We start from the raw sequence: 24,359 nt of genomic DNA on the forward strand, positions 1-24,359 counted from the left end.
ACCATCTTCGTCGTACCGTCCGGCACGGTCTCCACGTTTTCACCCGCAGCGTCATGACAGGGACGCCGCCGCGCCGCCCGGTGCCATCGTGAATGTGCATGCGCCAGGACCTGCTGTTCGGCAGTTTTTCGGCAGGTCCCGGACCCACGAAAACAACCGGAGGAAAAGATGTCGCAAGAACGGGATGATGCGCAAGACCAGACGCAAGATAAGATGCAGGGACTAGTTCATGCAGGCCGGCGCGGCCTGCTCCAGGGCGCAGGACTCGGTGCGGCGCTCTCGCTGCTGGGAACGCTGGGCGCCGGCGCGGGCGGCCTGATTTCGACCGCGCAGGCGGCCGAAATGGCGTTCCCCGGGCACAAGAAATGGAAGATCGTGTTCGTCAACCACGTCACGACGAACCCGTTCTTCGTGCCCACGCAGTACGGCATTCAGGACGCCTGCTCGATGTTCGGCATGGACTACCAGTGGACCGGCTCGGCCACCTCGGACGCCGGCGAAATGGTGCGTGCCGTGAACGCCGCGATTGCCGCCAAGGCCGACGCGATTGCCGTGCCGATCGTCGACCCCACCGCCTTCGACAAGCCGATCCAGGCCGCGCTCGACGCGGGCATTCCGGTGTTCGCCTACAACGCCGACGCGCCGCGCGGCAAATCCAGCCCGCGCCTCGCGTACATCGGCCAGGACCTCTATCTCTCCGGCTACCAGATGGGCGAGCGCATTGCCTCGCTGATCGACAGCGGGCTCGTGGCGCTCTTCATCGCCACGCCGGGCCAGCTCAACATCCAGCCGCGGCTGGACGGCGCGAGCGACGCGATCAAGAAGTCGGGCAAGAACATCGAAGTCCAGAGCGTGGCAACGGGCGCGACGGTCAACGAGGAGCTTTCGAAGATCAAATCCTTCTATCTGGGACACCAGGACCTGAAGGGCATGTTCGCCGTCGATGCCGGCAGCACCCAGGGCGTGGCTCAAGTGATGAAGGAGTCGAACCTGCCTTCCAAGGGCGTGCACGGCGGCGGCTTCGACCTGCTGCCCACCACGGTCCAGCTCATTCACGAAGGCTTCCTCGACTTCACGATCGACCAGCAGCCTTATGTTCAGGGCTTCTATACTGTGATGGAGGCATTCGTGTTCCTCGCTTCCGGCGGACTCGTCGGGCCGGCGAACATCAACAGCGGCCTCAAGTTCGTCACGAAGGGCACGGTCGAGCCGTACCTCAACACGTCGACGCGCTATGAGGGCAAGAGCACCAAGCCGCAAATCGTTCCGTTGAGCGGCGCAATCAAGTCATGATGGGTACGGTAGACGAATCCCGCAAGGCGGATGTCCCGGCGCGGCCCCCGCGGTCGCCCGGGACGCTTGTTTCGGCGTGGTCGGCGGAGCTGCGCATCCTGCTCGTGGCGGTGCTGCTCGCCGCCTGGTTCGAGTTCGCCAATCACGATTTTCTGCTGACGAATGCGAGTCTCGTCAATCTCTCGCAGTTCATCGCGCCGGTTGCGATCATCGCGTTCGGCGAAATCATGCTGATGATCGGCGGCGACATCGACCTGTCCTCGGGCATGGTGTTCGCCTTCGCACCGTTCATGATGGTGTTCGCCAACGAAGCGGGCGCGCCCATGTGGCTCGCCGTGCTCGTGGGGCTCGTCGCGGCCGCGGTGATCGGCTTCGTGAACGGCGCGATCACGGTATGGCTGCGGCTGCCCTCGTTCGTGACGACGCTCGGCACGCTCTTTCTGATCAACGGCATCACGCTCACCGTTTCGCGCGGCACGCCCGTCGAAACGCCCGGCTCGCCCGCTTTCGCGAACTTCATGGGCGCCTGGGGCTACAGCGAAATCCTCTGGACCGTCGTGCTGGCGTTCGTCATGCACATTCTTCTGCGGCACACGCGCTGGGGGCTGCATACCCAGGCGGCCGGCGCGAATCCGCTCGGCGCGAGCGAGGCCGGTATCCAGGTGAACCGGCTGCGGCTTGGCAACTTCATTCTCGCGGCCGTGCTCGCGGGCCTCACCGGCATACTCGAAGGCTTTCGCATCACCTCGATCGACCCGCAGGCCGGCGGCAACCAGATCATGTTCCTCGCCGTCGCCGCCGCCGTGATCGGCGGCACGCCGCTCACGGGCGGCTCGGGCACGATCGTGGGCGGCCTGATCGGCGCGGCCGTGCTCGGTATCCTCAACGACGGCTTCACGCTCATCGGCATCAACGCCTTCACGTTCAACATCATCCTCGGCGCCGCGATTCTCGCCGCAATGGTCTTCAATATTCACGTCGGTCGTATCCGGCGCAAAGGGAGGCACGGATGAGCGAGCCGCTACCGCCCGCAGGGGCCTCGTCCGCCGAAGCCGACTCCACAGCCTCCACCGCCGCTGCCGGGCCGCTTGCCATGCGCGGCGAGAAGATCGTCAAGCGCTTCGGCGCCGTGACGGCGCTCGACGGCGTTTCGTTCACGCTCGGCGAGGGCGAGATCCTCGGCATTCTCGGCGACAACGGCGCGGGCAAGTCCACCCTCGTCAAGATCCTCACGGGCTTTCATCAGCAGACCGAAGGGACGCTCTACGTGAACGGCCAGGAAACGCTGTTGCGATCCGTCGATCACGCGCGCTCGCTCGGCATCGAATGCGTTTATCAGGATCTCGCGCTTGCGAACTCGCTCAGCATCTACCACAACATGTTCCTGAACCGCGAGATCGTGCGGCGCGGCCCGTTCCGGCTGCTCGATCACGGGCAGATGCGCGAGCGCGCCGCGCAGTGTCTCGACGATATCGGTGTTCATGTGCCGTCGGTGGATCTGCCGGTGGAGCGGCTCTCCGGCGGACAGCGCCAGGCCATTGCCGTGGCGCGCGCCGTGAATTCGAACGCGAAGATCCTGCTGCTGGACGAACCGCTTGCAGCCATGGGCGCGCGCGAAGCCGGACTGATCATCGACCTCGTTCTGCGCCTGAAGGAAAAAGGCGGGCTATCGATTATCATGATCATGCACAACTATGCGCAGACGCTCGACATCGCCGATCGCATCATGTTGATGCAACGTGGCCGCGTGACGTTCGAACAGCGCAGTGCGCAGACCTCGGTACCGGAGCTGATGGACATCGTGCGGCGGGAATACCGCGCGATGCGCGCCACGAGCGCGCATTGACAACACGCGGAGGTGCGGCCGGCAAGGGCCGCCTACCAGCCGGGGAATCATGGATTACCGCAACCTGCAGAATCGCAAGAGCATGCACGGCCGCATCGTGCAGGAACTGGGGATGCAAATCGTCGGCGGACGTTTCGCGCCCGGGCAGCGGCTGCCCCCCGAGCCCACGCTATGCGAAACCTACGGCGTGAGCCGCCCCGTGCTGCGCGAGGCCACGCGCGTGCTCGTCGCCAAGGGCCTCGTCATTTCGAAGCCGCGCGTGGGCAGCGTCGTGAAGCCGCGCGAAGACTGGCACATGCTCGACCCCGACGTGCTCTACTGGACCGTCAACAGCATTCCCGAAGGCGATTTCTTCCAGGCGCTCATGACGGTGCGCCAGATCATCGAGCCCGCCGCCGCCGCGCTCGCCGCCATCTCCGCAAGCGAGACGGACGTCGAGCGCATCAGCGCGGCCTACGCGCGCATGGAGGCCGCGCAAACGGCCTCCGAGCTGCTCGAACCCGACCTGGAGTTCCACCGCGCGATCATGGCGGCCACGCACAACGACATGCTGGCGTATATCGGCAACATGCTCACGCTCGCGCTCATGGAGTCGATCAAGCTCACGAGCCGCCACCCGAACACGCACGCACTCTCGCTGCCGCGCCACAAGGCCATCCTCACGGCCATCGAGCACCGCGACGCGCTCTCCGCGCGCCAGGCGAGCGTCGTGCAGCTCGACAACGCGCGCGCCGACGCCAACTCGATCCTCGGCGGCGCGGCGCTGGAGCCCGTGCAGCCGCGGCGCACCTGAGCGGCGCGCGCGTTCTCGCTGCGGGGGGGGGGTCGTCGCGCCGCCGGTCCTCATGATCAGACCGCGCGACGGCTGCGGCGGAACTGGTCGAACAGCACGGCCAGCAGCAGAATGCCGCCGCGAATCAGGTACTGGTAGAACGTCGGCACGTTCATGAGGCTCATGGCGTCCTGCACGGCGCCCATGATGAGCACGCCCACCAGCACGCCGGAGATGGTCGCCACGCCGCCCGTGAGCGACACGCCGCCCAGCACGCACGCGGAGATCACGCCCAGCTCCAGCCCCACCGAGGTCTTCGGGTCGCCGAGACTCATGCGCGAGGCGAGCATCACGCCCGCGAAGCCGGTGATGAGACCCTGCAGCACGAACACGGTGATCTTGATGCGCGTGACGGGCAGGCCCGCAAGCCGCGCGGCCTCGCTATTGCCGCCCACGGCCAGCACGTTCTTGCCGAACACGGTCTTCTTCAGCAGAAAACCGAACACGACGAAGCCGACGATGTTGCTCCAGATGGGGTACGAAATGCCGAGGAACGAGCCGCCGCCCAGGTCGAAGAAGCGCTCCTCGGAAATCATCACGGCGTCGCCGTTCGAGGTGAGGAACGCGAGACCGCGCACCGCTTCCATCATGGCGAGCGTCGCGATCAGCGAATTGATCTTGAAGCGCGCGATCAGCACGCCGTTGACGAGGCCCACGGCGCCGCCGGCAAGAATGCCGGCCGCGATGCCGAGCATGACGCTGTGCGACTGCGTGATGACCGTCGAGGCGACGACCCCCGAAAACGCCACGATGGACGCCACGGAGAGGTCCACCTCGCCTAGCGCGAGCACGAACATCATCGTGACCGCAATGGAGCCGATCAGCGTGACCGAGAGCAGCAGGCCCTGGATGTTGCGCGTGGTGAGGAAGTCGGGCACGGTCGCGGAGAGCACCGCGAAGAGTACGACGAACACCACGACGATGCCCGACTTGTTGATCATGTCCCACGCGCGCACGCGCCGGGCGGCAGCCGGCGCGGCGGCTTCGGTGACGGAGGAGGTGCCTGGAGGTTGCATGGCTTGACTCATCGGAGGTTCTACGGTTCAGCTACGTTTCGGTTCAACGGCCCGCAACGGCAACGGGCCGCGATGGCATGGCATGGGCGCCGCTAATGCGGCAGCGCCAGCTTGATCAGTTCGTCGGGGCGCGCATCGGCTTTCTGGACACATCCTGCGATACGCCCTTCGCGCATCACCACGATGCGGTCCGACACGCCGATCACCTCGGCGAGATCGCTCGACACCATGATGACCGTGCGCCCCGCTTCCGCGAGCTCGTAGAGCAGGTTGTAGATCTCGGCGCGCGCGCCCACGTCGATGCCGCGCGTGGGTTCGTCCATCAGGAACACCTCGATACGCTCGGCCAGCCAGCGCGAAAGAATCACTTTCTGCTGGTTGCCGCCCGAAAGCGTGCCGATGGGCGTATCGCCGTTGCGCGTCTTGATCGCGAGCTTCGCGATGTAATCGTCGGTGAGGGCGCGTTCGCGGCGCGCGTCCAGCAGGAAGCGCGCCGGGCTGAAATGGCGGCGCGCGCTGAGGTTGAGGTTGTCGGCCACGGAGGCGATCGCCACGATGCCTTCCTGCTTGCGGTCTTCGGGACACAGCGCGAGGCCGGCACGCACGGCGTCGCGCGGGCTGGCGAAGTTCACGCGTTTGCCGTTCAGTTCGACATGGCCCGCCGTGGCGCGCGTCGCACCATAGATCAGTTTCATGAGCTCGGAGCGCCCCGCGCCCACGAGACCGAAAAAGCCCACGATCTCGCCGCGCCGCGCGCTGAACGAAACGGGTTCGGCCAGCCCCGGCCCGAGCAGCCCTTTTGCCTCGATCAGCACCTCGCCCGCCTCGCGCGAGCGATAGCCATACACGTCGCTGATCGAACGCCCCACCATCGCGGCGATCAGGCGGTTGCGGTCGAGGTGGGCCACCGATTCGAAGGTTTCGATGCGGCGGCCGTCGCGGAACACGGTCACGCGGTCGCAAAGCGCATCGACTTCGTCCATGCGGTGCGTGACATAAATGATCGCGCGCCCGTCGGCGCGCAACGCGTTGATGATGCGAAAGAGGTTCTCCGTCTCGCGCGCCGAAAGCGAACTCGTGGGCTCGTCAAAGGCGATCACGCGCGCGTCGCGCATGAGCGCCTTGCCGATCTCGATCATCTGGCGCTGGCCGATCGACAGCGCCTTCACCGGCGTGCGCGGATCGATGCGCTCGCCAAGCCGCTGGAGTTCGTTCATCGCGCGCTCGACCAGCGTCTTTTCGTCGAGCACCCCTAAACGATTGGGCAACTGCCCGAGCATCAGGTTTTCCGCCACCGTCAGCTCGGGCACGAGATGCAGTTCCTGATAGATGATAGCGATGCCCGCGTCGAGCGCGGCACGCGTGGTCGTGAAGCGCTGCTCCACGCCGTTCAGCTTCAACGTGCCTTCCTGCGGCTGGTTCACGCCCGAGAGCACCTTGAGCAGCGTGGATTTGCCCGCGCCGTTCTCGCCCATCAGGCCGTGCACCTCGCCCGCTCGCACTCCGAGCGAAACGCGGTCCAGCGCGCGCACGCCCGGAAAGCTCACCGTGATGCCGTCGAGTTCCAGATACGCGCGCGGCGCCTCCCGCGCCGGCTCGCGGGCCGGCGTTTCAAGCATGGCTTCAGTCATTGCATCCCTTTCGCGAAACGTCCGGCGGCGCTTAGATACCCAGCTCCGCGCGCACGGCCTGCCAGTTGTCGCGCGTCATCAGCTTGCCGGTGGTCTGCGTGTCGGCCGGCGGCTCCTTGCCGGTCTTGATCCAGTCCACGAGGTTCTGCGTGCTGTCCTTGCCGTGGTTCGTCGAGCTCACGGCGATCGTGCCGTAGAAGCCCGTCGGTTCCTTCTTCTGGAACTCGGCGAACGCTTCGCCCGCGCCGTTGATGCCCACGCCGATCACGTCGGCAGACGGAATATGCAGTTGCTCGGTCGCGCGCACGGCGCCCAGCACGGTCTCTTCGTTGAGCGCGAAGACCACCCACTTCTTGATGTTCGGATGCTGCGCGAGCACCGGCGAGGCCGCGTTGAAGCCGCCTTCGTCGTCGGTGGTCTTTTGCGGCGCGTCGAAGATGTTGTCCTTCTTGAAGCCGTTGGCGAGCAGCGTCTGCGTCGCGCCGTCGGTGCGCAGTTTCGCCGTGGGCAGCTCATAGTCGGTAATGCGCAGCGCGCCCACTTCCTCGGGCTTCCAGCCGCGCTTCTTCATTTCGTCGCTGATCGCCTGGCCCACCTGATTGCCGATCTTGAACGCCGACATGCCGAGGTGCGGCACGCCCGCGAGCGGCTTGCCCGACGAGTCGACGAGCTGGTCGTCCACCGTCACGAACTTCATGTTGTAGCGCTTGGCGCGAGCCTGGATCGCCGGTCCGAGACGCACGTCGGGCGCACAGATCACGAAGCCCTGCGCGCCTTGCGCGCCGAGATTGTCGATCGCGGCCAGCACTTTTTCGCCGTCCGGCGTGCCGATGTTCACCACCGAGAAGCCCTCTTTCTGGCCAAGCGCCGTGGCGGCCTTCTGCTCGTTGATGAACCAGGCCTGCTCCGGCATCTTCACGAGAAAGCCGATCTTCACGGGGGCGTCGGCGTGGGCCGCGACGTTCATGCCGAGCGGCGCGATGCACATCGCGGCGAGAACGGCGCGAAGGGTCAGCCGGCGGATCTTGCTGGTCATGCTGTGTCTCCTCTGGTTTTGCGGTTGTGGTACTGCGCGGTTACGTGGGTTGTATAGGGCTGGGTGCGGCCGTATGAGCCGTCAGTGCCCGAACGCTTCGACCTCGACCTGACGGCCGAGCAGGAATGCGTCGGCGACGAGCTGCAGCGGGCGCACGTCCACGTCCTCGGCGCCGTGCGCGATCAGCCAGTGGAAGCGCTCGTAGAGCGCCGGATATTCGCGTTCGGGATCGAGCGCGACGGTCTCGCCCGCGATCGTCATGCGCTTGCCGCCCTCGCTGATCGCGAGGAGCCCGTCCGTCGTCTCCACGTCGATCTCCCATTGCTCGACGGGACCGTGGCGCCAGTCGAATTCGGCGCGCACGGGCACGCCGTCGGTGTCGAGGCAATCGAGTTCCGCGGCGATGGGAGTCGCGCAATCGGAGGGCACGTGCAGCGTCGCGGCGCGCAGCAGCAGGTCGCGCGGCAGCATGCGCGTGACGATGGAAAGCGCGTTGATGCCCGGATCGAACACACCGAGGCCGCCCGGTTCCCAGATCCATTCCTGACCCGGGTGCCAGCGGCGTACGTCCTCTTTCCAGCGCACGTGCACCGAGCGGATCGTGCGGTTGGCGAGCCACGCGCGCGCGGGCTCGACCGCGCTCGCATGGCGCGAATGCCAGGTCGCGAAGAGCGTGCGCCCGTGGGCGCGGGCGAGCGCGCGCAGCGCCTCCACTTCGCTCACGCTCGCGCCGGGCGGCTTTTCGAGCATCACGTGCTTGCCGGCCAGCAGCGCGGCGCGTGCCTGCTCGTACCGCACCTGCGGCGGCGCGCAGAGCGAAACGGCCACGAGATCGGATTCGGCGGCGAGCAGCGCGTCGATATCGGTGTAGTTGCGCACGCCGTCCACTTCGGCGTGACGGCTCGCGCAAGCGACGAGCGCAAAACCGGGATTCGCCGCGATAGCGGGCAAATGCTGGTCGCGTGCGATCTTGCCGACGCCGACCACGGCCAGCGTAAAGGGTGAGCTCATGGGGTTCTCCGCTTGCGAATCAGGGGATGCGTTTGCATGACAGGGTTGCCCGGTTCAATGCGCCGCCCAGCGCAGCACGAGCGGATCGAGGCGCCGTGCGATGGCGATCAGCTCCGCGCGCGTTTCGGGGTGCATCGGCGGCAACGGATGGCGCGGCGTCTCGCAGGCGATCACGCCGCCTTCCTTCATCAGCGCCTTGGCCGCCAGCAGGCCCGCCTGGCGGTTTTCGTGATTGATGAGCGGCAGCCAGCGCTGATAGAGCGCGAACGCCTCGTCGGTGCGGCCTTCGCGATGCGCGACGATGATCGGGCGAATGCCGTCGGGAAAGCCGCCGCCCGTCATCGAACCGGTCGCGCCCGCATTAAGGTCCGCCAGCAGCGTGATGGCCTCTTCGCCGTCCCACGGGCCGGCCACGGCGTCGCCGCCCAGGCGGATCAGCTCGCGCAGCTTGTTCGCCGCGCCCGGCGTTTCGATCTTGAAGTACGAAACGTGCTCGATTTCCTTCGCCATGCGCGCGAGGAACGGTGCGGAAAGTACCGTGCCGGCCGCGGGCGCGTCCTGGATCATGACCGGAATGTCGATGGCGTCGGAAACGCGCGCGTAGAACTCGTAGATGGCCGGCTCGGGCACGCGGAACGTCGCGCCATGGTACGGCGGCATCAGCATGACCATCGACGCGCCCAGTTCCTGCGCGCGCCGGCTGCGGGCCGCGCTGACCTGCGAGCCGTAGTGCGTGGTGGTCACGATCACCGGCACGCGGCCCGCCACGTGTTCGAGCACGGTGCGGGTGATGAGGTCGCGCTCGTCGTCGGTCAGCGAGAACTGCTCCGAGAAGTTCGCGAGAATGCACAGGCCGTCCGAGCCCGCGTCGATCATGAAATCGACCGCGCGCTTCTGGCTTTCGAGATCCAGCTCGCCGTTCTCGGCGAACGTGGTGGGCACCACCGGAAAGATGCCCTGGTAGCGGGACTGCGAGTTCGTCGTCGCACTCATGTGCGTGTCTCCTTCCGTTTCTGTTCGCTGCGCGCGTCCAGCGGGGCGAATGACGCCCCGCCTCGCGCGCAGTCCATCGACGTCCTCAATGCGAGTGACGCGGCACGGCAGCGCCGCGCTGACCCACGAGGAAGTCGAGGTCGCAGCCCTCGTCGGCCTGCAGCACGTGATCGACGTAGAGGCGCGCATAGCCGCCCTTGCCGAGCTGCTCCGCCACGCCCGGCGCCGCCGCCGGATCGACGTCGGCGAGGCGGCGCGCCAGCTCCTCGTCGCTGATGTCCAGATGCAGCTTGCCGGCCTCGCAGTCGAGTTCGATCCAGTCGCCGTTGCGCACCGCCGCCAGCGGGCCGCCCGCCGCCGCTTCGGGCGCGACGTGCAGCACCACCGTGCCGTAGGCCGTGCCGCTCATGCGCGCGTCCGAAATGCGCACCATGTCCTTCACGCCCTGGCGCAGCAGCTTGGGCGGCAAGCCCATGTTGCCCACCTCGGCCATGCCCGGATAACCGCGCGGCCCGCAGTTCTTCATGACGAGAATCGAGTCCTTGTCCACTTCGAGCGACTCGTCGCCGATCAGCGCCTTGTAGTGGTCGAAGTTTTCGAACACGACCGCGCGCCCGCGATGCTTGAGCAATTCGGGGCTCGCCGCCGAAGGCTTGAGCACGGCGCCGCGCGGCGCGAGATTGCCGCGCAGGATGCACATGCCGCCGTCTTCGATCAGCGGCTTGTCGAGCGGCCGGATCACCTCTTCGTTATAGTTCGGCGCGGTGCGCACGTTGTCCCAAAGCGACTTGCCGTTCGCCGTGAGCGCGTCCGGATGCGGAATCAGCCCGGCTTCGCCCAGCCGCCGCAGCACTGCGGGCAAGCCTCCCGCGTAATAGAACTCTTCCATCAGAAAGCGGCCCGAGGGCTGCAGATCGACGATCGTGGGCGTATTGCGCCCAATGCGCATCCAGTCCTCCAGTTCCAGCGGCACGCCAATGCGCCCCGCAATCGCTTTCAGGTGGATGACGGCGTTGGTCGAGCCGCCGATGGCCGCATTCGTGCGGATCGCGTTTTCGAAGGCCTCGCGCGTGAGCAGCTTCGAGAGCTTCAGGTCTTCCAGCGCCATCTCCACGATGCGCATGCCCGAGAGATGCGCCAGCACGTAGCGCCGCGCGTCCACGGCAGGAATCGCCGCGTTGTGCGGCAGCGTCACGCCCAGCGCCTCGGCCATGCACGCCATCGTCGAGGCCGTGCCCATCGTGTTGCAGGTGCCCGCCGAGCGCGACATGCCCGCCTCGGCGGAAAGAAAGTGATGCAGATCGATCTCGCCCGCCTTGAGCGACTCGTGCAGACGCCAGACCGCCGTACCCGAGCCAATGTCCTTGCCTTCGAGCTTGCCGTTGAGCATCGGCCCGCCGCTCACGACGATGGCCGGCACGTCGCAACTGGCTGCGCCCATCAGCAGCGCCGGCGTGGTCTTGTCGCAGCCGGCCAGCAGCACGACGGCGTCGATCGGATTACCGCGGATCGCTTCTTCGACGTCCATCGAGGCGAGATTGCGCGTGAGCATCGCCGAAGGCCGCAGGTTCGACTCGCCGTTCGAGAACACCGGGAACTCGACCGGAAAGCCGCCCGCCTCGGACACGCCGCGCTTCACGTGTTCGGCCAGCTTGCGGAAGTGCGCGTTGCAGGGCGTGAGTTCGGACCAGGTATTGCAGATGCCGATGATCGGCCTGCCGTCGAATTCGTGATCGGGAATGCCCTGGTTCTTCATCCAGCTTCGGTACATGAAGCCGTTCTTGTCCGTAGTGCCGAACCACTCTTGGGACCGCAGTTTGGGTTTCGTTGCCGACATCGTCTCTTGGGTGTAGAGCAAATATTTCGGCCTAGTCTAAGGACAACTCCGATAACCTTCTAATGAAAAATCGGATGCGTAGCATATCCATATAGACATTGGTATAAACACCTAAGATCATGCTGGAGACGAGTCCCAGGCGCGAGTCCCGCACCGGCCGTCACGCCGTGTTCACATGCAGCGCAGATGAAGACGCCGAAAGGCATTCGGCGTCATGCCCTTGTTGCGCTTGAAGATGCGCCGGAAATAGCCGCTGTCTTCGAATCCCGACTGCCGCGCCACCTGGTCGATGGTGAGGTGGCCGTCCGCAAGCAAGGTGGCGGCGTACAGAATCCGCCGTTCGTGGACCGCATCGGTCAGGGTTCGCCCATAGACCGACCTGAAAATCCGCCCCAGGTAGTCGGCATTGCAGCCCAGTTGATCGGCAATCGACGAAGCGCTAATGGCTTCGTGAAAGTGCGTGCGAATCAGGCGATCCGCACTGGCCGCCAGACGCTGCGGCGCCCCGCCCGCGCCGGCGTTGGCATCGTGAGAGCGCGTAATTTCCCACAGCATCAAAAGAATCGTGAGCCCGTCCGGAAAGGGCTGCACGCCATAGATCTCCTGATCGTTCAGCAGCCGCTGGAACAAGCCCGTGAGGTGGTCCGGCCGTTCGATCCGGGCGTGCTGGGGCACACGCAGCGCAGACTCCGGCGGCGCACCCTGCTCGCGTTGCACGCCGGAAGGGAAACGACGTTCGGCGTCGGCCGTCGTGAAATGCACCCAGTAGAACTGCAGGTCCGGGGCGAACGGCGCCGTGCCTCCATGCTGACGCCCGGGCCAGAGCAGCAGCGTTTCGCCAGCCGACACTTCGAAAGGAACGCCCAGCTCATGCAGGTGGAGCGTGCCGTGCTTCACGTAAATCAGCTCGTACGAGGGGAGGATCCGCGACGGATGCACGCCCTCGCCGCGCGAGACGAAGAGCCCCCCGTTACTGGCGTCGAGCCCGAGCCAGCTCGACCATTCAAATGTGGAGGGGTCCATGAAAAAGTCGGAATTAGCGCGTATTGATGGGGTTTCTTCATCTTGTGGCAGGCCCCGGCGCATGTCAATCTTTGGCTGCCGTGCATTGAGCGTGGTGGCCGGACACGGTTCGCGGACAAACAAAAGAAGCAATCGCGCTCACTGAACATCTGCGCGCGACACGGCGCCGAACCCGCGACACGAAGCGGTTCGGTGGCCTGCCGACAGGCTTTGGACAAGAGGAGACAACATGGTTCGATACAAGGGCTTGCTCGCTGCCCTGGGAAGCGTGGCCGCAATCGCGGCGGGTCAGGCACATGCGGACGACATCTCGTTCTGGGTACGCGCCCCCGACAGCGGATTTGTTACGCCCGTCGTCAAGGCCTGGAACGACAGCCATCCGACCAAGGTGAATCTGACGATCATCCCGACCAACGATTTCGTGACGAAGTTCGGCACGGCGTCGGCCGCGGGTGCCGCGCCGGACGTCGTCGCCATCGATCTCATCTACGTCCCGGCGTTTTCGCAGGCGGGCCAACTCACCGACATCACCGACGAAGCGAAGAAGCTTCCGTTTTACGCAAGCCTGAGCCCGTCGCACATGCGTCTCGCGACGTATCAGAACAAGATCTACGCGTTGCCCTTCAGCGCGGAAAGCTCCGTGCTGCTCTACAACAAGACGCTTTTCCGCAAAGCCGGCCTGAATCCCGATCAGCCGCCCAAGACCTGGGCCGAGCTTCAGGAGGACGCAAAGAAAATTACGGCGCTCGGCGGCGGCATAAAAGGCTTCTATTTTTCCGGCAGTTGCGCGAGTTGCAACATCTTTACGCTGACGCCTTTCGTCTGGGCTTCCGGAGGCGATGTCCTTTCCGAAGACGGCAAGCATGCGACGCTGGACAACCCCGCGCTCAAGGGGACGCTGGCGATGTACCGGCAAATGTGGCAGGCAAGCGAGATGCCGTCCGGTGCAAAAACCGACGGCGGCGAAAATTTCATCAGCGCCTTCATGGGGGGCAAGATCGGCATGGTCGGCTCCGGAGCGTTTTCGATCGGTCTCCTGAAGAAGCAGCGTCCGGATATCGACTTTGGTCTTGCCTACCTGCCCGGCAAGGATGGAAACTGGTCGAGCTTCGCGGGAGGCGACCTGATCGGCATTCCCGTCAGTTCGAAGCACAAGAAGGAGGCGATGGAATTCATCAAATGGTGCCTCAGCGAACAGGTCCAGATCGATCAGTTCGCCAAAAACGGCAGCATTCCCGTCCGCACCGATCTCGCCTCGAACGACTACAGCAAGCTCGACGCGCGCTACGCCATCGCTTCCACGGCCATGGCAAAAGGGCGCACGCCGTACAGCGCCAAATTCAATCAGTTGATCAACGATCCGAATGGCCCGTGGCTCCAGATGATTCAGGAGGCCGTGTTCGGCAAGGGAGTGGACGCAGCGGTAGCCGCAGCGCAACAACAGTTCACGCAGATTCTCTCGGGACAGTAACGGTATCGAGGAGCGACGCGCAATGGAGGTCCTGACTCAGTCACCTGCGCACGGCCAGCCGGACCGGCCGCCGCGCCGGGCACGCAGGCAACATGGCGGCGTCGGTCGCGAGTGGCAGGGCTATTGGTTCGTTCTGCCCTGCGTGATTTTCACCACCGTGTTCTTCATCGTCCCGCTGGCGATGACGCTGGGCATGTCGCTCTACCGGTGGCCGCTCATGGGCCACGCGACGTTCGCCGGGATCGCGAACTATCTCGAACTCCTGCGAGACCAGTCGTTCTGGAGCGCGTTGTGGTTCACCACCGAATACACGCTGATCGTCACACCGGCGATTTTTGCCGTCGCGTTCGTCCTCGCTCTGCTCGTGAACCGCGCGGGGCGGATGGTCGGCATTTTTCGCACTGCGTATTTCCTGCCGGTCGTGATCGGCATGACTTCGGCCAGCCTGCTATGGGTCTGGATGTTCAACGACCAGGTCGGCATCTTCAGTGCGCTGCTCATGCAGTTGGGGATCGTCGACCAGCCGGTTCAATGGCTGGGAGACGCGAACTCCGCCCTCGCGTCGATCACCGTCATGGTGCTCTGGAAAGCCTCGGGCTTCACGATGGTCATCCTGCTCGTGGGCATGCAGGCGATTCCCGAGGATCTGTACGACGCCGCCCGCATCGACGGCGCCGGATGGTTCGCCCAGCAGCGCTACATCACCGTGCCGCTGATGCGGCGCACGTTCGCCCTCGCCTTGATCATGTGCGTGATCGGCTCGTACCTTGCGTTCGAGCAGTTTTACGTGATGACGCACGGCGGCCCGATGAACAGCACGATCACGGTGGTTCACTGGATCTACCGCGCGTCGTTCACCTACTTCAAGCTGGGCTACGGGTCGGCCATGTCCGTCGTGCTGCTGGTCGTCCTGCTGGTTCTCAGCGTGGTCCAGATGCTCCTTCTGCGAGACGACGATGAATAACGTGCTGAACTCCGGCGGCACGGATCTGGGAGCGGGCGACCCGGCGGCCATGGAGACGGCGCAGCGGCACATGCACCGGCACGACGTCCATGTCGCCATCAGAAAGCGCGTGGCGACGTCGCTCTACTACGCGGCGTGCGGTGCATTGATGCTGGTGTTTCTGTTTCCTGTCGTATGGGCCGCTTTCACTTCCCTTTACCCGTCGGTGGACGCCAATGCCTCGCCGCCGAAGTACCTGCCCTCGCACCTGTCGCTCGAAAATTACCTCAATCTCGCCGCTTATGGCGCCGGGATCTGGCGATACCTCGGCAACAGCGCGTCGGTCAGCGGCATGACGGTCGCCATGACGCTGTTGCTCTCGACGCTCGGCGGCTATGGCTTCTCCCGTTTCCGGTTTCGAGGGCGCAACCTGATCTTCGTCGTCATCCTCGCGACGCTGATGATCCCGTTCCAGTCGATCCTGAATCCGCTATTTGTGTTACTGCGCTGGATGCATATACAGGGAACGCTCTTCGGCCTCGCGCTGGTGTATACGACATTCCAGTTGCCGTTTGCCGTCTTTATGATGCGAAATTCGTTCGATGCCGTTCCGCGCGAAATCGAAGAGGCAGCACGGATAGACGGATGCAGCTCGCTCCAGTCGCTGCGGATGGTCATGCTGCCGCTCGTCATGCCGGGGCTCGTGACGGCCGGATTGTTCGCGTTCTTCGGATCGTGGAACGAGTTGCTCGCCGCGCTCATCCTGATCAACGATTCCTCGAACTATACGTTGCCGGTCATGCTGCTCAACGCGCAAAGCGGACAGTTGGGCGCCGTCGATTGGGGCCTCATGCAGGCCGGCATAACGATCTCGATTCTTCCCTGCGCGGTGCTGTTCCTGCTGCTTCAGCGCTTCTATATCCATGGCCTGATCGCCGGCGCGGTCAAGGCGTAAATCATCCGATAACCATGAACGAATCTCTTGTCCATCGTCCGGTAGTCGTCGATCTTTCCGCGTCTCCTTACGCCAGAGTCAAACCGGTCTCCATTAGCGCCGTCAATCTGCGCGGACCGTTCTGGGGGCATCGCCATGACCTCAATAGTAAGCATACCTTGATAAGTCAGTGGGATCTGCTGGAGTCCACCGGAAGATTGAATAATTTTCGGCGAGTTTCCGGCGAGTTCCAGGGGGCGTATTCGGGCCTCTTCTTTAACGACTCCGATCTGTACAAGTGGCTGGAGGCCGCATCGTGGTCCCTTGCCAAGGGACCCGACGCCGAGATTGAAAGGCGTATCGACGAAGGCATCGGCCTGATCGAGCGCGCCCAGGAAGCCGACGGCTATATCGATACGTACTTCACGGTGGATCGGCCCACGGAGAAGTGGACCAACCTGCGCGATCTGCATGAAATGTATGTGGGCGGGCACCTGATTCAGGCCGCAGTGGCTCACCATCGCGCCACGGGCAGCCCCCGCCTGCTGAACGTCGCCCTGCGATTCGCGGACATGCTTCGCGAGCGCTTCGGCCCGGCGTCCGCTGGCAAGGTGGAAGGCATCGACGGCCATGAGGAAATCGAAATGGCGCTGATAGAGCTTGCGCGCGAAACCGGCCAGCCGTGCTACCTCGAACTCGCGCGGTACTTCATCGAAGCTCGCGGCCACGGCCTGCTGAAAGGCGGGCGTTTCGGCGACGCGTACTTCCAGGACGATGTGCCATTCGAACGCATGGAATCGCTTGCGGGCCATGCGGTGCGGGCGCTGTACATGGTCTGCGGCATTACCGACCTGTACCTCGAAACGGGAGACGCGAGCCTGCTGCCGCGCCTCGAAACACTCTGGGACCGACTCACCGCGCACCGCATGTACATCACCGGCGGGGTGGGCTCGCGTCATGACGGCGAATCCATCGGCAACGATTACGAGTTGCCCAACAGTCAGGCGTACACGGAAACGTGCGCGGCGATCGGCAACATGATGTGGTGCCACCGCATGTTCGCCGCAACCGGCAACGCACGCTATGTCGACCTGTTCGAGTGGACGCTTTACAACGGGATGCTGCCCGGCTGGTCGCTGGACGGGCAGTCCTACTATTACGTCAATCCGCTCGAAAACGACGGCGCGCACCGGCGCAAGACATGGTACGAATGCGCGTGCTGTCCGCCCAACGTCGCGCGCACGATTGCCTCATTGCCTGGCTACGTCTATGGAACGGATGCACAGTCGCTCTACGTCAATCTTTACGTCGATAGCGACGCGACCATCGACGTGGCCGGAAGCACGGTCCGGATTAGCCAACGCACTCGGTATCCCTGGGAAGGGAGCGTCGACATTGATCTGGATGCCGAATCGACCTTTACGTTGAAGTTGCGAATTCCCGGGTGGATCGGTGCGGACGCGGATCCTTCCTCCACGAAGTCCAACGACGCATCGTTCGATATTGCCATTAACGGAGCGCGAATCGAAGCGGCGACCACCCCCGACGGGTATGTCGAAATACACCGGGCCTGGCATCGCGGCGACACCGTGCGCCTCGACCTCTCCATGTCTGTTCGCGTGTGGCAAAGCCACCCGAAAGTACCGGACAATCGCGGTCGCGTGGCATTGAGCCGAGGTCCGGTGCTTTACTGTGCGGAGCAGGCGGATATGCCAGGCGTCGACCTCGACGAGATTTTTATCGACCCTTCGAACCTGGAGGCCTCGTGGGATCCGGGCGTACTCAATGGCATCGTGGTCCTGAAAGGCTCTGCTCAACATCGTGTAATCGATTCATCGTGGTCCGGCCAGTTATATCGGCCGTTCTCAGCGCTATCGGATGACGCGCGTACCGCGCAGTCGCAGCCTGTCGCCCTCACGGCCATTCCCTATTTCGCGTGGCACAACCGCGAGAGCGGTCCCATGAAGGTCTGGCTCAACTACCGCGATGCTTGACAGAGGCCCGACGCGAGACGGCAAAACGCTACCCCGCCAGGCCTCGACCTGGATCTTCGCGCTGGCGTCCACCCTCTTCATCGAGAATTCGAGGGTTGCAGCGTCCTCGAAGTGACTGACTTCCACGAAGACGCTAATCAACGAGCCGCCGCACGTACCCGCTCACCGCACCGATTGCGAAAGTTTTTCTAACGCGAATTGTCAATTTATCTGGTTTGCCCAGCCGCTACAAGATAGATATCGTTCTTGTTGTGCCGCTGACGATATCTCCCTCTCCTCTTCCCTCCTGAAACCCATATGCTCGGTAATACCGGCGGCATCGCACTCCTTTTTTTCACACATCATATTCATCAATTTATTCAATAATCCTGAATTATTCTCTCACTATCGCATGAGTGTTCGTTAAATGGATACTGTTCCGCAGGCACCACTAATACTGATAACGGGCGGAAGTCGTGGCGTAGGCGCAGCGACCGCGCGTCTTGCCGCCGCGCAAGGCTACAATGTCGCGCTGAGTTTCATCTCCGACGAATCGGCCGCCCTCGCAGTGGCGGCCGATGTGGAAGCCGTTGGACGCAAGGCTTTGCCCATGCGCGCAGACAGCGCGGATCCAGAACAGGTCGCTCAGCTATTTTCCGCGATCGACCGGAAGTTCGGCCGGATCGATGTGCTGGTGAATAACGCTGCAATAATTGCACAGCAGTCCCGGCTGGAGGATCTAGGATTCGAGCGCATGCAGCGTATCTTTGCAGTCAACTCGATCGGCCCTATTCTCTGCGCACAACAGGCGGTGAAGCGGATGTCGCGTCGCTACAATGGCCAAGGGGGCGTCGTGATCAACATCTCGTCGGCATCGGCCAGGCTCGGCAGTCCAAACGAATATATCGACTATGCTGCTTCGAAGGGGGCGCTCGAAACGTTCACGACCGGCTTCGCCAAGGAAGTCGCGCGGGACGGAATCCGCGTCAATTGCATTCGCCCTGGACATATCTACACGGAGATGCATGCTAGCGGTGGGGAACCGGGACGGGTGGATCGCGTCAAGGACTCGATCCCCATGGGAAGAGGCGGTCAGCCTGAAGAGGTTGCGCGGGCTATCCTGTGGCTGGCAAGCGCCGAGGCCTCCTTCATCACCGGCACTTTCCTCGATGTCACCGGCGGCAAGTGAGCAACAAAGTGCGGCGACGGAGACGGTGCCCGGCAAGGACTTGCCGTAACCGGCCGGACGATCTCATGCGAAGGAGGGCTTTATGCTTAAACGTACGACAACCCGACTGCTTGATATTGCCTATGACGAGCAGGGCGATGCTAACGGATGGCCAGTCATTCTACTGCACGGCTTCCCCTATGACATCCACGCATACGAGAAAGTGGCGCCACGCCTGGCATCGCAAGGCGCCCGTGTCATTACCCCCTACCTTCGGGGTTATGGGCCAACGCGCTTTCTTGCGTCCACGACACTTCGCTCGGGCCAGCAGGCCGCACTCGGAGCGGACCTGTTAGCGCTGCTCGACGCGCTTCGGATCGACCAGGCCGTGCTCGGCGGATACGATTGGGGCGGCCGCGCGGCATGCATCGTGGCGGCGCTCTACCCGTCCAGAGCGCGCGGGCTGGTTTCGGTCAACGGCTACAACATCCAGAATATCGCCGCCGCCTCCCTGCCAGCCGACCCCGAAAACGAATACCGCTTGTGGTATCAGTACTACTTCCACGGCGAGCGCGGCCGGGCTGGGCTGACTGAAAACCGGCGCAAGTTCTGTCGTCTCTTATGGTCGCTATGGTCGCCGACCTGGCGTTTCGACGACGACATCTACGCCCGCTCGGCGGTAGCGTTCGACAATCCCGATTTCGTCGACGTGGTCGTCCATTCTTATCGACATCGCTTTGGACTGGTCGACGGCGATCCCCAGTTCGACGATATCGAGCGCCGCCTGTCTGCCATGCCGTCCATCACCGTGCCCGCGATCACGCTCGAAGGGGACGCCGATGGCGTCACGCCATTGGGGGGAAGACAGGTTGATTCAAAGCGCTTCACCGGACGCCATCAGAACCGCGTCGTGGCGAATGTGGGTCACAACCTTCCGCAGGAGGCGCCAGAGGCGTTCGCCGATGCGGTTCTCGACATCAACGCATGGGCCGATTGACGCTTTGCGCATGGGATTAGCGGACACCTACCCGTTACGACGTTGGGGCGGTCCGCTTGCGGCAAAGCGCCTGCTCGACCGGATACAATAGGTCGAGACGTATCGCCGGTCATTGAGAAACTGGGCAGTTCAACATCCATTGAACGCCAAAGCGATCGGTCAACTTACCGAAGAAATCACCCCAAGGTTGAATAGCGAGCGAAGTCGTCACACGTCCACCTTCACTTAGTTCTCCGAAAAGATTGATGGTCTTCTCCACGTCGTCCATCATCAAGATATGGGCTGAGCCGCGCATCGGTTCAGCGTCGTGATTGTCCGAAGCATAGAAGAATACCCCTGGCCCCGCAAAAGCGGCGTGCATCACAAGTCCCCGCATCTCCGGCACCGGCACCGGCATGCCGTTCTCGCCGTACCGCTTTAGCTCGACGACAGCACCCAGTCCGCACGCGGTGTAGAAGGCTAACGCGGCTTCGCAGTCGTTCGTAAAAAACAGATAATTCGACAATCGCATGAGACGGATCTCCCCTACCGATAGACTTCAGCGAACCAGCGGGACATTCTGAACGGATTGCACCTTCAAGGCACGATCAAATAGGGCTGGTCCGGCCGAAGATTCGTGAAGATGAGAAAGCGTAATATTTCCGACTTGCTGGGGTTTCGGAACAGCGTATGAGGAATGTTCGGAAAGTCCTGGAGCGTCTCTCCTGCATGATAGATCCTGGGAGTATCGTCACCGTAAGCGGACTCTGCCGTCCCCTCGACGATATAGTTCAAACCGGCGACGGGATGATGATGCAGTGGCGATGCGACGCCCGGCTGGAAGGTGACGAGCATCATCTGCATTTCCTGGTCCGAGCCGGGAATCGCCCGCTTTTCAAGGAGGGTTCGCACGACAGGTTGGATGGATTGCGCCTCGGCTCGCGCCGGACGACTCCAACCGATCACGCCTGTCGTCGTCGCTGCGACAGCGAGCGCCGACCATGCAAATTGACGTCGCGACTGGGAGATCGGTTGGCTTTGGGAGGTAGGGCAGCACCAGCACATCTGTTCGGCCTCGATAAAATTGGGAGGAAAAGCCTGACGCATTGTGCGCGACAAGCCAGTTACCGAATCGACCCGCAAGGTCGACATCGACACCCGACGCTTCGGCAGCGGCGCGCCAATCGCAGTGAACCGTGCCGAAGAAAAGATGGCGCTACTATCGCAGACGTCTCATCGCGCTGAAAGCGGACACTGCGCAATTTGGTATTGCAGAACGAGCACGACCCGAACAGGCAATACGCTATGCACCGTGCCTCGGTTTCCAGGCGGCGTGCTTACCGCATCGAGTCGGAAGCAAAGCGGATTGGTTTCAAGTCCTGAATTTCTTGAAGCAATCAAACAGAAAGTCCAGACAAACACGAATTTTGGGAACGCGATTCCGTGGTGCCAGCGTTACCGCCGAGATATCGAACTCGGTCGGGTCTTCGTAGTTTTCCAGAACCTGGGTGAGCACCCCGCGTGCCGCGAGTTCGCCGCCTATCACCTTGTTGATGCGCCCAATTCCCATGTTTGCTCGCACGAGCGACACAATCGCGGACGTATTGTCAGCGCGAATCCTTCCTGCTACGGGCAAAGTGGACAACTCCCCATCGCCGTCGAACGGCCATTGATTGTGGGAGCCCACCGCCGCATTGGCGATCAGATCATGATGCTTCAAGTCGCGCGGAAATCGGGGCATTCCGCGAGCGGCCAGGTACGCGGGCGACCCATACAACGCCCTTCTATGCGATCCAAGCTTGAGTGCCACGTGCGTGTCCCGCGGAGCGATGCCCGCCCTGACAGCAATATCGATGCCTTCTGTCGACATATCAACCGCTCGATCGGAGATATGCAAGCTCACGTTGAGATCGGTCAACTGATGCAAATCCGGAATCACGACGTATTCGGCAAGAATGCATGCAACGCTAATTCTGACCAGTCCCGATACCCGATTGCTGCGCGACGCCAGATCGTCAGCCAGGAACGTCGCATTTTGCGAAATCGTTTTGGCATGCTCAAGAAAAATGCGGCCATCGTCGGTGAGGGACAGCCCGTGGGTGCTCCGGTGAAACAGGCGCAGGCCGCATTCCGCTTCCATTTTCGACAACGTGCGCGATACCTGACTAGGATGTTCGTTGCGCTCCCGCGCGACTGCTGCTACGGACAAGGATTCGGCGAGTCTGACGAAAAGATAACAATCCTGGAGAGAGAGGTCCATCATGGAATCACGCCTTCAGAGCACTTATGGAGCCGATTGTCGTCGATTTTGCCAGGCTGGCGCGACGCCTCCCCGCAGATCAGGGCTGGCGTTTGCCGCGGCCACCAGCGGGTTTGCCAGCCGGCTTGCGCGAACCCGCCGCCGACTTGCCGGCCGGTTTGCTGCGTGGCTTTTGCACGCTGAATGGGCTACCGCTGGACAAGCTTGTGCCTTTACCCACGGCCACAGCCCGCTGCGCCGCAGGCTTGCGCTTGTTTTCGCCACTTTGCGGGCGCGGCTTTTTGCCGAGCACCTGCGCGACGCTCGGCGCTGCTTGCGACACTTTGGACTTCTTGGGCTTCTTGGGTTTCCTGATGATCTCGCCCGTCGCGCTGGTCTGCGGCACGCGGTGTTCGGCTTCAAAACCCGGCTCTTCTTCACGCGGCAGCGTTTGCCGGATCAGCGCTTCAATCGCGGCCAGTTGCGGCGCTTCGTCGGCACACACCAGGGACACCGCCACACCGCTGGCGCCCGCGCGGCCGGTACGGCCAATACGGTGCACATAGTCTTGCGCCACGATCGGCAGATCGACGTTGATCACCAGCGGTAGATCGTCGATATCCAGCCCGCGCGCAGCCACGTCGGTGGCGACAAGCATATTGACTTCACCCGTCTTGAAGCGCTCCAGCGCACGCAGGCGCGCGGGTTGCGGTTTGTCGCCGTGGATCGTGTCGACCGCATAGCCCGCTTCGTCCAGCACGGCTGCGAGGTAATCCACGCCCTTGCGGGTCTTGACGAACACCAGCGCGTGCTCCCAGTTGTTCTCGGCCACAAGGTGCATGAAGAGGTCAGGCTTGTTCTTTTTATCCACCGGCACCACCCACTGCTTGATCTTGCTGGCCGTGGCATTGGGCGGGCTGACGCTGATATTGACCGGGCTGCGCAGAATCCCCGCCGCCATGGCGCGGATATCGTCGGTAAACGTGGCGGAGAACAGCAAGGTCTGGCGCTGAGCGGGCAAGGCCGCAAAGACGGCGTTGAGTTCGCGCGCAAAGCCCAGATCGAGCATGCGGTCGGCTTCATCCAGCACCAGCGTTTGCACTTGATCGAACTGCACCGCATTCTGGCGATTGAGGTCTAGCAGACGTCCCGGCGTGGCGACGAGCACATCCACGCCTTTGCGCAACTTCATCATCTGCGGATTGATACTCACGCCGCCGTAAGCAGCCAGAAATCGTAGGTCGAGGCCTTTACCGTAATCGATAAAGCTTTGCAGCACCTGTTCAGCCAGTTCACGCGTGGGCACCAGCACCAGAACGCGCGCGCGGTTGCTGGACACCGCCGGGCCGTGTTGCACCAGCCGTTGCAGCAACGGCAGCGCAAACCCCGCCGTTTTGCCGGTGCCGGTTTGTGCCGCAGCCATGACGTCCTTGCCGCTGAGCACGGCAGGAATCGCCTTGGCCTGCACCGGCGTAGGTGTCTGGTAATCGAGGTCCTGCACATTACGCAGCAAGGGATCGATCAGGCCAAGCGAGGCAAAGGACATTGGCGTATTCCAGGCTAAAACCGCAATTCTAGCGGTTGCCGCCCGATTGCGCCGCGCAGATCAAGAGTCGAAAAGATCGACGTTGATCGCCACCCACTGCCCGAAATAAAGCCAAAGTCCTATTGGGACTCAAGAGCATGCGAGAAAGACAGGCTATCCGTGCGCGTTTTTCAAGTACCTGCAGCACGGATTGCCCACGCGGCCTGTTAGCGTCCCGGGCTCACTCGCCTGATGGTGAGAAAGCCTCAACCGCGGGCAGCCAAAGTGACCACAATCAAAGCCGAAAAAACCAGCGCCGGGGCGAGATGCCGGAATGGCTCCCGATTTCGCACCAACGTGAAGAGCGCGCCGATCATGATCGCGCCGGCCAACGTCAGGCCCAGGATTCTGGTTTGTTGTCCAGGAAGAAGTGCCGCACTGAGCAACTCGAGCGCGCCACAGAGCAACTGAAACCATGCCGGATAACCCCAGCGTGCGAAGTCGCGCTTCACCGCGCCGGGTCTTGCGAGATTGACCACGCCAGCAATCGCGAACAGAACCGCGACGATCATCGCGAGGGTCGATTCGAGAGACGCACTGTTCCACGCCATC

The 24,359-nt window shown here is 63.1% G+C and carries 22 protein-coding genes; 10 read left to right on the top strand and 12 right to left on the bottom strand.

The window, feature by feature from the left end; genetic code table 11:
• The first annotated feature begins 168 nt into the window (after positions 1–168).
• From V8683_RS21270 to V8683_RS21285, 4 genes are all read left to right on the top strand, one after another.
• Positions 169–1,293, top strand: coding sequence for a sugar ABC transporter substrate-binding protein (locus V8683_RS21270; RefSeq protein WP_411192813.1), 1,125 nt, complete (start codon positions 169–171; stop codon positions 1,291–1,293).
• Complete coding sequence (locus V8683_RS21275; RefSeq protein ID WP_411193521.1) at positions 1,293–2,306, top strand: ABC transporter permease; 1,014 nt, start codon at positions 1,293–1,295, stop codon at positions 2,304–2,306. The genes V8683_RS21270 and V8683_RS21275 overlap by 1 nt, the downstream gene beginning before the upstream one ends.
• A gap of 80 nt (positions 2,307–2,386) precedes the next feature.
• Complete coding sequence (locus tag V8683_RS21280) at positions 2,387–3,139, top strand: ATP-binding cassette domain-containing protein (protein ID WP_411193519.1); 753 nt, start codon at positions 2,387–2,389, stop codon at positions 3,137–3,139.
• Between the two features lie 49 nt (positions 3,140–3,188).
• A complete protein-coding gene (locus V8683_RS21285) occupies positions 3,189–3,932 on the top strand; it encodes a FadR/GntR family transcriptional regulator (protein ID WP_411192812.1) in 744 nt (247 codons plus the stop codon).
• A gap of 56 nt (positions 3,933–3,988) precedes the next feature.
• Here V8683_RS21285 and araH read toward each other — a convergent pair whose 3' ends face one another.
• From araH to V8683_RS21320, 7 genes are all read right to left on the bottom strand, one after another.
• The gene (araH, locus tag V8683_RS21290; protein ID WP_411192811.1) at positions 3,989–4,999 is read right to left on the bottom strand and encodes an L-arabinose ABC transporter permease AraH; all 1,011 of its coding nucleotides are present in this window, start codon (positions 4,997–4,999) and stop codon (positions 3,989–3,991) included.
• Positions 5,000–5,079: 80 nt separating this feature from the next.
• The gene (gene araG, locus V8683_RS21295) at positions 5,080–6,618 is read right to left on the bottom strand and encodes an L-arabinose ABC transporter ATP-binding protein AraG (protein WP_411192810.1); all 1,539 of its coding nucleotides are present in this window, start codon (positions 6,616–6,618) and stop codon (positions 5,080–5,082) included.
• Between the two features lie 31 nt (positions 6,619–6,649).
• Positions 6,650–7,654, bottom strand: a complete 1,005-nt coding sequence (locus V8683_RS21300; protein ID WP_411192809.1) for an arabinose ABC transporter substrate-binding protein — start codon at positions 7,652–7,654, stop codon at positions 6,650–6,652.
• An 81-nt stretch (positions 7,655–7,735) separates the two neighbouring features.
• Positions 7,736–8,665 carry a Gfo/Idh/MocA family protein gene (locus tag V8683_RS21305; RefSeq protein ID WP_411192808.1) on the bottom strand — a complete coding sequence of 310 codons (930 nt, stop codon included), beginning with the start codon at positions 8,663–8,665 and terminating at the stop codon, positions 7,736–7,738.
• Positions 8,666–8,719: 54 nt separating this feature from the next.
• Positions 8,720–9,658 carry a dihydrodipicolinate synthase family protein gene (locus V8683_RS21310; protein WP_411192807.1) on the bottom strand — a complete coding sequence of 313 codons (939 nt, stop codon included), beginning with the start codon at positions 9,656–9,658 and terminating at the stop codon, positions 8,720–8,722.
• Between the two features lie 85 nt (positions 9,659–9,743).
• Positions 9,744–11,495: an IlvD/Edd family dehydratase gene (locus tag V8683_RS21315; protein ID WP_411192806.1), complete on the bottom strand. Its 1,752-nt coding sequence runs from the start codon at positions 11,493–11,495 to the stop codon at positions 9,744–9,746.
• A 171-nt stretch (positions 11,496–11,666) separates the two neighbouring features.
• Complete coding sequence (locus tag V8683_RS21320) at positions 11,667–12,650, bottom strand: AraC family transcriptional regulator (protein WP_411192805.1); 984 nt, start codon at positions 12,648–12,650, stop codon at positions 11,667–11,669.
• Positions 12,651–12,747: 97 nt separating this feature from the next.
• Here V8683_RS21320 and V8683_RS21325 point away from each other — a divergent pair, with 97 nt between their 5' ends.
• From V8683_RS21325 to V8683_RS21350, 6 genes are all read left to right on the top strand, one after another.
• Positions 12,748–13,989 carry an ABC transporter substrate-binding protein gene (locus tag V8683_RS21325; RefSeq protein WP_411192804.1) on the top strand — a complete coding sequence of 414 codons (1,242 nt, stop codon included), beginning with the start codon at positions 12,748–12,750 and terminating at the stop codon, positions 13,987–13,989.
• Between the two features lie 22 nt (positions 13,990–14,011).
• Positions 14,012–14,953 carry a carbohydrate ABC transporter permease gene (locus V8683_RS21330; RefSeq protein ID WP_411192803.1) on the top strand — a complete coding sequence of 314 codons (942 nt, stop codon included), beginning with the start codon at positions 14,012–14,014 and terminating at the stop codon, positions 14,951–14,953.
• Complete coding sequence (locus V8683_RS21335) at positions 14,946–15,887, top strand: carbohydrate ABC transporter permease (RefSeq protein WP_411192802.1); 942 nt, start codon at positions 14,946–14,948, stop codon at positions 15,885–15,887. The genes V8683_RS21330 and V8683_RS21335 overlap by 8 nt, the downstream gene beginning before the upstream one ends.
• A 14-nt stretch (positions 15,888–15,901) precedes the next feature.
• Positions 15,902–17,860, top strand: a complete 1,959-nt coding sequence (locus V8683_RS21340) for a glycoside hydrolase family 127 protein (protein ID WP_411192801.1) — start codon at positions 15,902–15,904, stop codon at positions 17,858–17,860.
• Positions 17,861–18,266: 406 nt separating this feature from the next.
• Positions 18,267–19,028: an SDR family oxidoreductase gene (locus V8683_RS21345; RefSeq protein ID WP_411192800.1), complete on the top strand. Its 762-nt coding sequence runs from the start codon at positions 18,267–18,269 to the stop codon at positions 19,026–19,028.
• An 82-nt stretch (positions 19,029–19,110) separates the two neighbouring features.
• Complete coding sequence (locus V8683_RS21350; protein WP_411192799.1) at positions 19,111–20,004, top strand: alpha/beta fold hydrolase; 894 nt, start codon at positions 19,111–19,113, stop codon at positions 20,002–20,004.
• A gap of 109 nt (positions 20,005–20,113) precedes the next feature.
• Here V8683_RS21350 and V8683_RS21355 read toward each other — a convergent pair whose 3' ends face one another.
• The 5 genes from V8683_RS21355 to V8683_RS21375 all read right to left on the bottom strand — a co-directional run bounded on the left by V8683_RS21355 (position 20,114) and on the right by V8683_RS21375 (position 24,358).
• Positions 20,114–20,515: a VOC family protein gene (locus V8683_RS21355; RefSeq protein ID WP_411192798.1), complete on the bottom strand. Its 402-nt coding sequence runs from the start codon at positions 20,513–20,515 to the stop codon at positions 20,114–20,116.
• Between the two features lie 65 nt (positions 20,516–20,580).
• Entirely contained in the window at positions 20,581–21,135 is a 555-nt protein-coding gene (locus tag V8683_RS21360; protein WP_411193517.1) for a cupin domain-containing protein, read from the bottom strand.
• 220 nt (positions 21,136–21,355) lie between these two features.
• The gene (locus V8683_RS21365; protein ID WP_411192797.1) at positions 21,356–22,246 is read right to left on the bottom strand and encodes a LysR family transcriptional regulator; all 891 of its coding nucleotides are present in this window, start codon (positions 22,244–22,246) and stop codon (positions 21,356–21,358) included.
• A 76-nt stretch (positions 22,247–22,322) separates the two neighbouring features.
• Positions 22,323–23,768 (bottom strand): DEAD/DEAH box helicase, encoded by a 1,446-nt coding sequence (locus tag V8683_RS21370; RefSeq protein WP_411192796.1) that lies wholly within the window; start codon positions 23,766–23,768, stop codon positions 22,323–22,325.
• 245 nt (positions 23,769–24,013) lie between these two features.
• On the bottom strand, positions 24,014–24,358 hold the full coding sequence (locus V8683_RS21375) for a DoxX family protein (RefSeq protein ID WP_411192795.1): 345 nt from the start codon (positions 24,356–24,358) through the stop codon (positions 24,014–24,016).
• Position 24,359 lies beyond the last annotated feature (1 nt).

It is taken from the genome of Paraburkholderia sp. AV2, from assembly GCF_054968425.1.

Bases quoted from the DNA above. Each gene is read 5' to 3' on its own strand.
- V8683_RS21335 (WP_411192802.1), top strand. From the start codon at position 14,946: ATGAATAACGTGCTGAACTCCGGCGGCACGGATCTGGGAGCGGGCGAC.
- V8683_RS21270 (WP_411192813.1), top strand. From the start codon at position 169: ATGTCGCAAGAACGGGATGATGCGCAAGACCAGACGCAAGATAAGATG.
- V8683_RS21305 (WP_411192808.1), bottom strand. From the start codon at position 8,665: ATGAGCTCACCCTTTACGCTGGCCGTGGTCGGCGTCGGCAAGATCGCA.
- V8683_RS21375 (WP_411192795.1), bottom strand. From the start codon at position 24,358: ATGGCGTGGAACAGTGCGTCTCTCGAATCGACCCTCGCGATGATCGTC.
- V8683_RS21355 (WP_411192798.1), bottom strand. From the start codon at position 20,515: ATGCGATTGTCGAATTATCTGTTTTTTACGAACGACTGCGAAGCCGCG.
- V8683_RS21275 (WP_411193521.1), top strand. From the start codon at position 1,293: ATGGGTACGGTAGACGAATCCCGCAAGGCGGATGTCCCGGCGCGGCCC.
- V8683_RS21345 (WP_411192800.1), top strand. From the start codon at position 18,267: ATGGATACTGTTCCGCAGGCACCACTAATACTGATAACGGGCGGAAGT.
- V8683_RS21360 (WP_411193517.1), bottom strand. From the start codon at position 21,135: ATGTCGACCTTGCGGGTCGATTCGGTAACTGGCTTGTCGCGCACAATG.
- V8683_RS21325 (WP_411192804.1), top strand. From the start codon at position 12,748: ATGGTTCGATACAAGGGCTTGCTCGCTGCCCTGGGAAGCGTGGCCGCA.
- V8683_RS21365 (WP_411192797.1), bottom strand. From the start codon at position 22,246: ATGATGGACCTCTCTCTCCAGGATTGTTATCTTTTCGTCAGACTCGCC.
- V8683_RS21300 (WP_411192809.1), bottom strand. From the start codon at position 7,654: ATGACCAGCAAGATCCGCCGGCTGACCCTTCGCGCCGTTCTCGCCGCG.
- V8683_RS21330 (WP_411192803.1), top strand. From the start codon at position 14,012: ATGGAGGTCCTGACTCAGTCACCTGCGCACGGCCAGCCGGACCGGCCG.
- V8683_RS21280 (WP_411193519.1), top strand. From the start codon at position 2,387: ATGCGCGGCGAGAAGATCGTCAAGCGCTTCGGCGCCGTGACGGCGCTC.
- araG (WP_411192810.1), bottom strand. From the start codon at position 6,618: ATGACTGAAGCCATGCTTGAAACGCCGGCCCGCGAGCCGGCGCGGGAG.
- V8683_RS21315 (WP_411192806.1), bottom strand. From the start codon at position 11,495: ATGTCGGCAACGAAACCCAAACTGCGGTCCCAAGAGTGGTTCGGCACT.
- V8683_RS21310 (WP_411192807.1), bottom strand. From the start codon at position 9,658: ATGAGTGCGACGACGAACTCGCAGTCCCGCTACCAGGGCATCTTTCCG.
- araH (WP_411192811.1), bottom strand. From the start codon at position 4,999: ATGAGTCAAGCCATGCAACCTCCAGGCACCTCCTCCGTCACCGAAGCC.
- V8683_RS21350 (WP_411192799.1), top strand. From the start codon at position 19,111: ATGCTTAAACGTACGACAACCCGACTGCTTGATATTGCCTATGACGAG.
- V8683_RS21340 (WP_411192801.1), top strand. From the start codon at position 15,902: ATGAACGAATCTCTTGTCCATCGTCCGGTAGTCGTCGATCTTTCCGCG.
- V8683_RS21285 (WP_411192812.1), top strand. From the start codon at position 3,189: ATGGATTACCGCAACCTGCAGAATCGCAAGAGCATGCACGGCCGCATC.
- V8683_RS21370 (WP_411192796.1), bottom strand. From the start codon at position 23,768: ATGTCCTTTGCCTCGCTTGGCCTGATCGATCCCTTGCTGCGTAATGTG.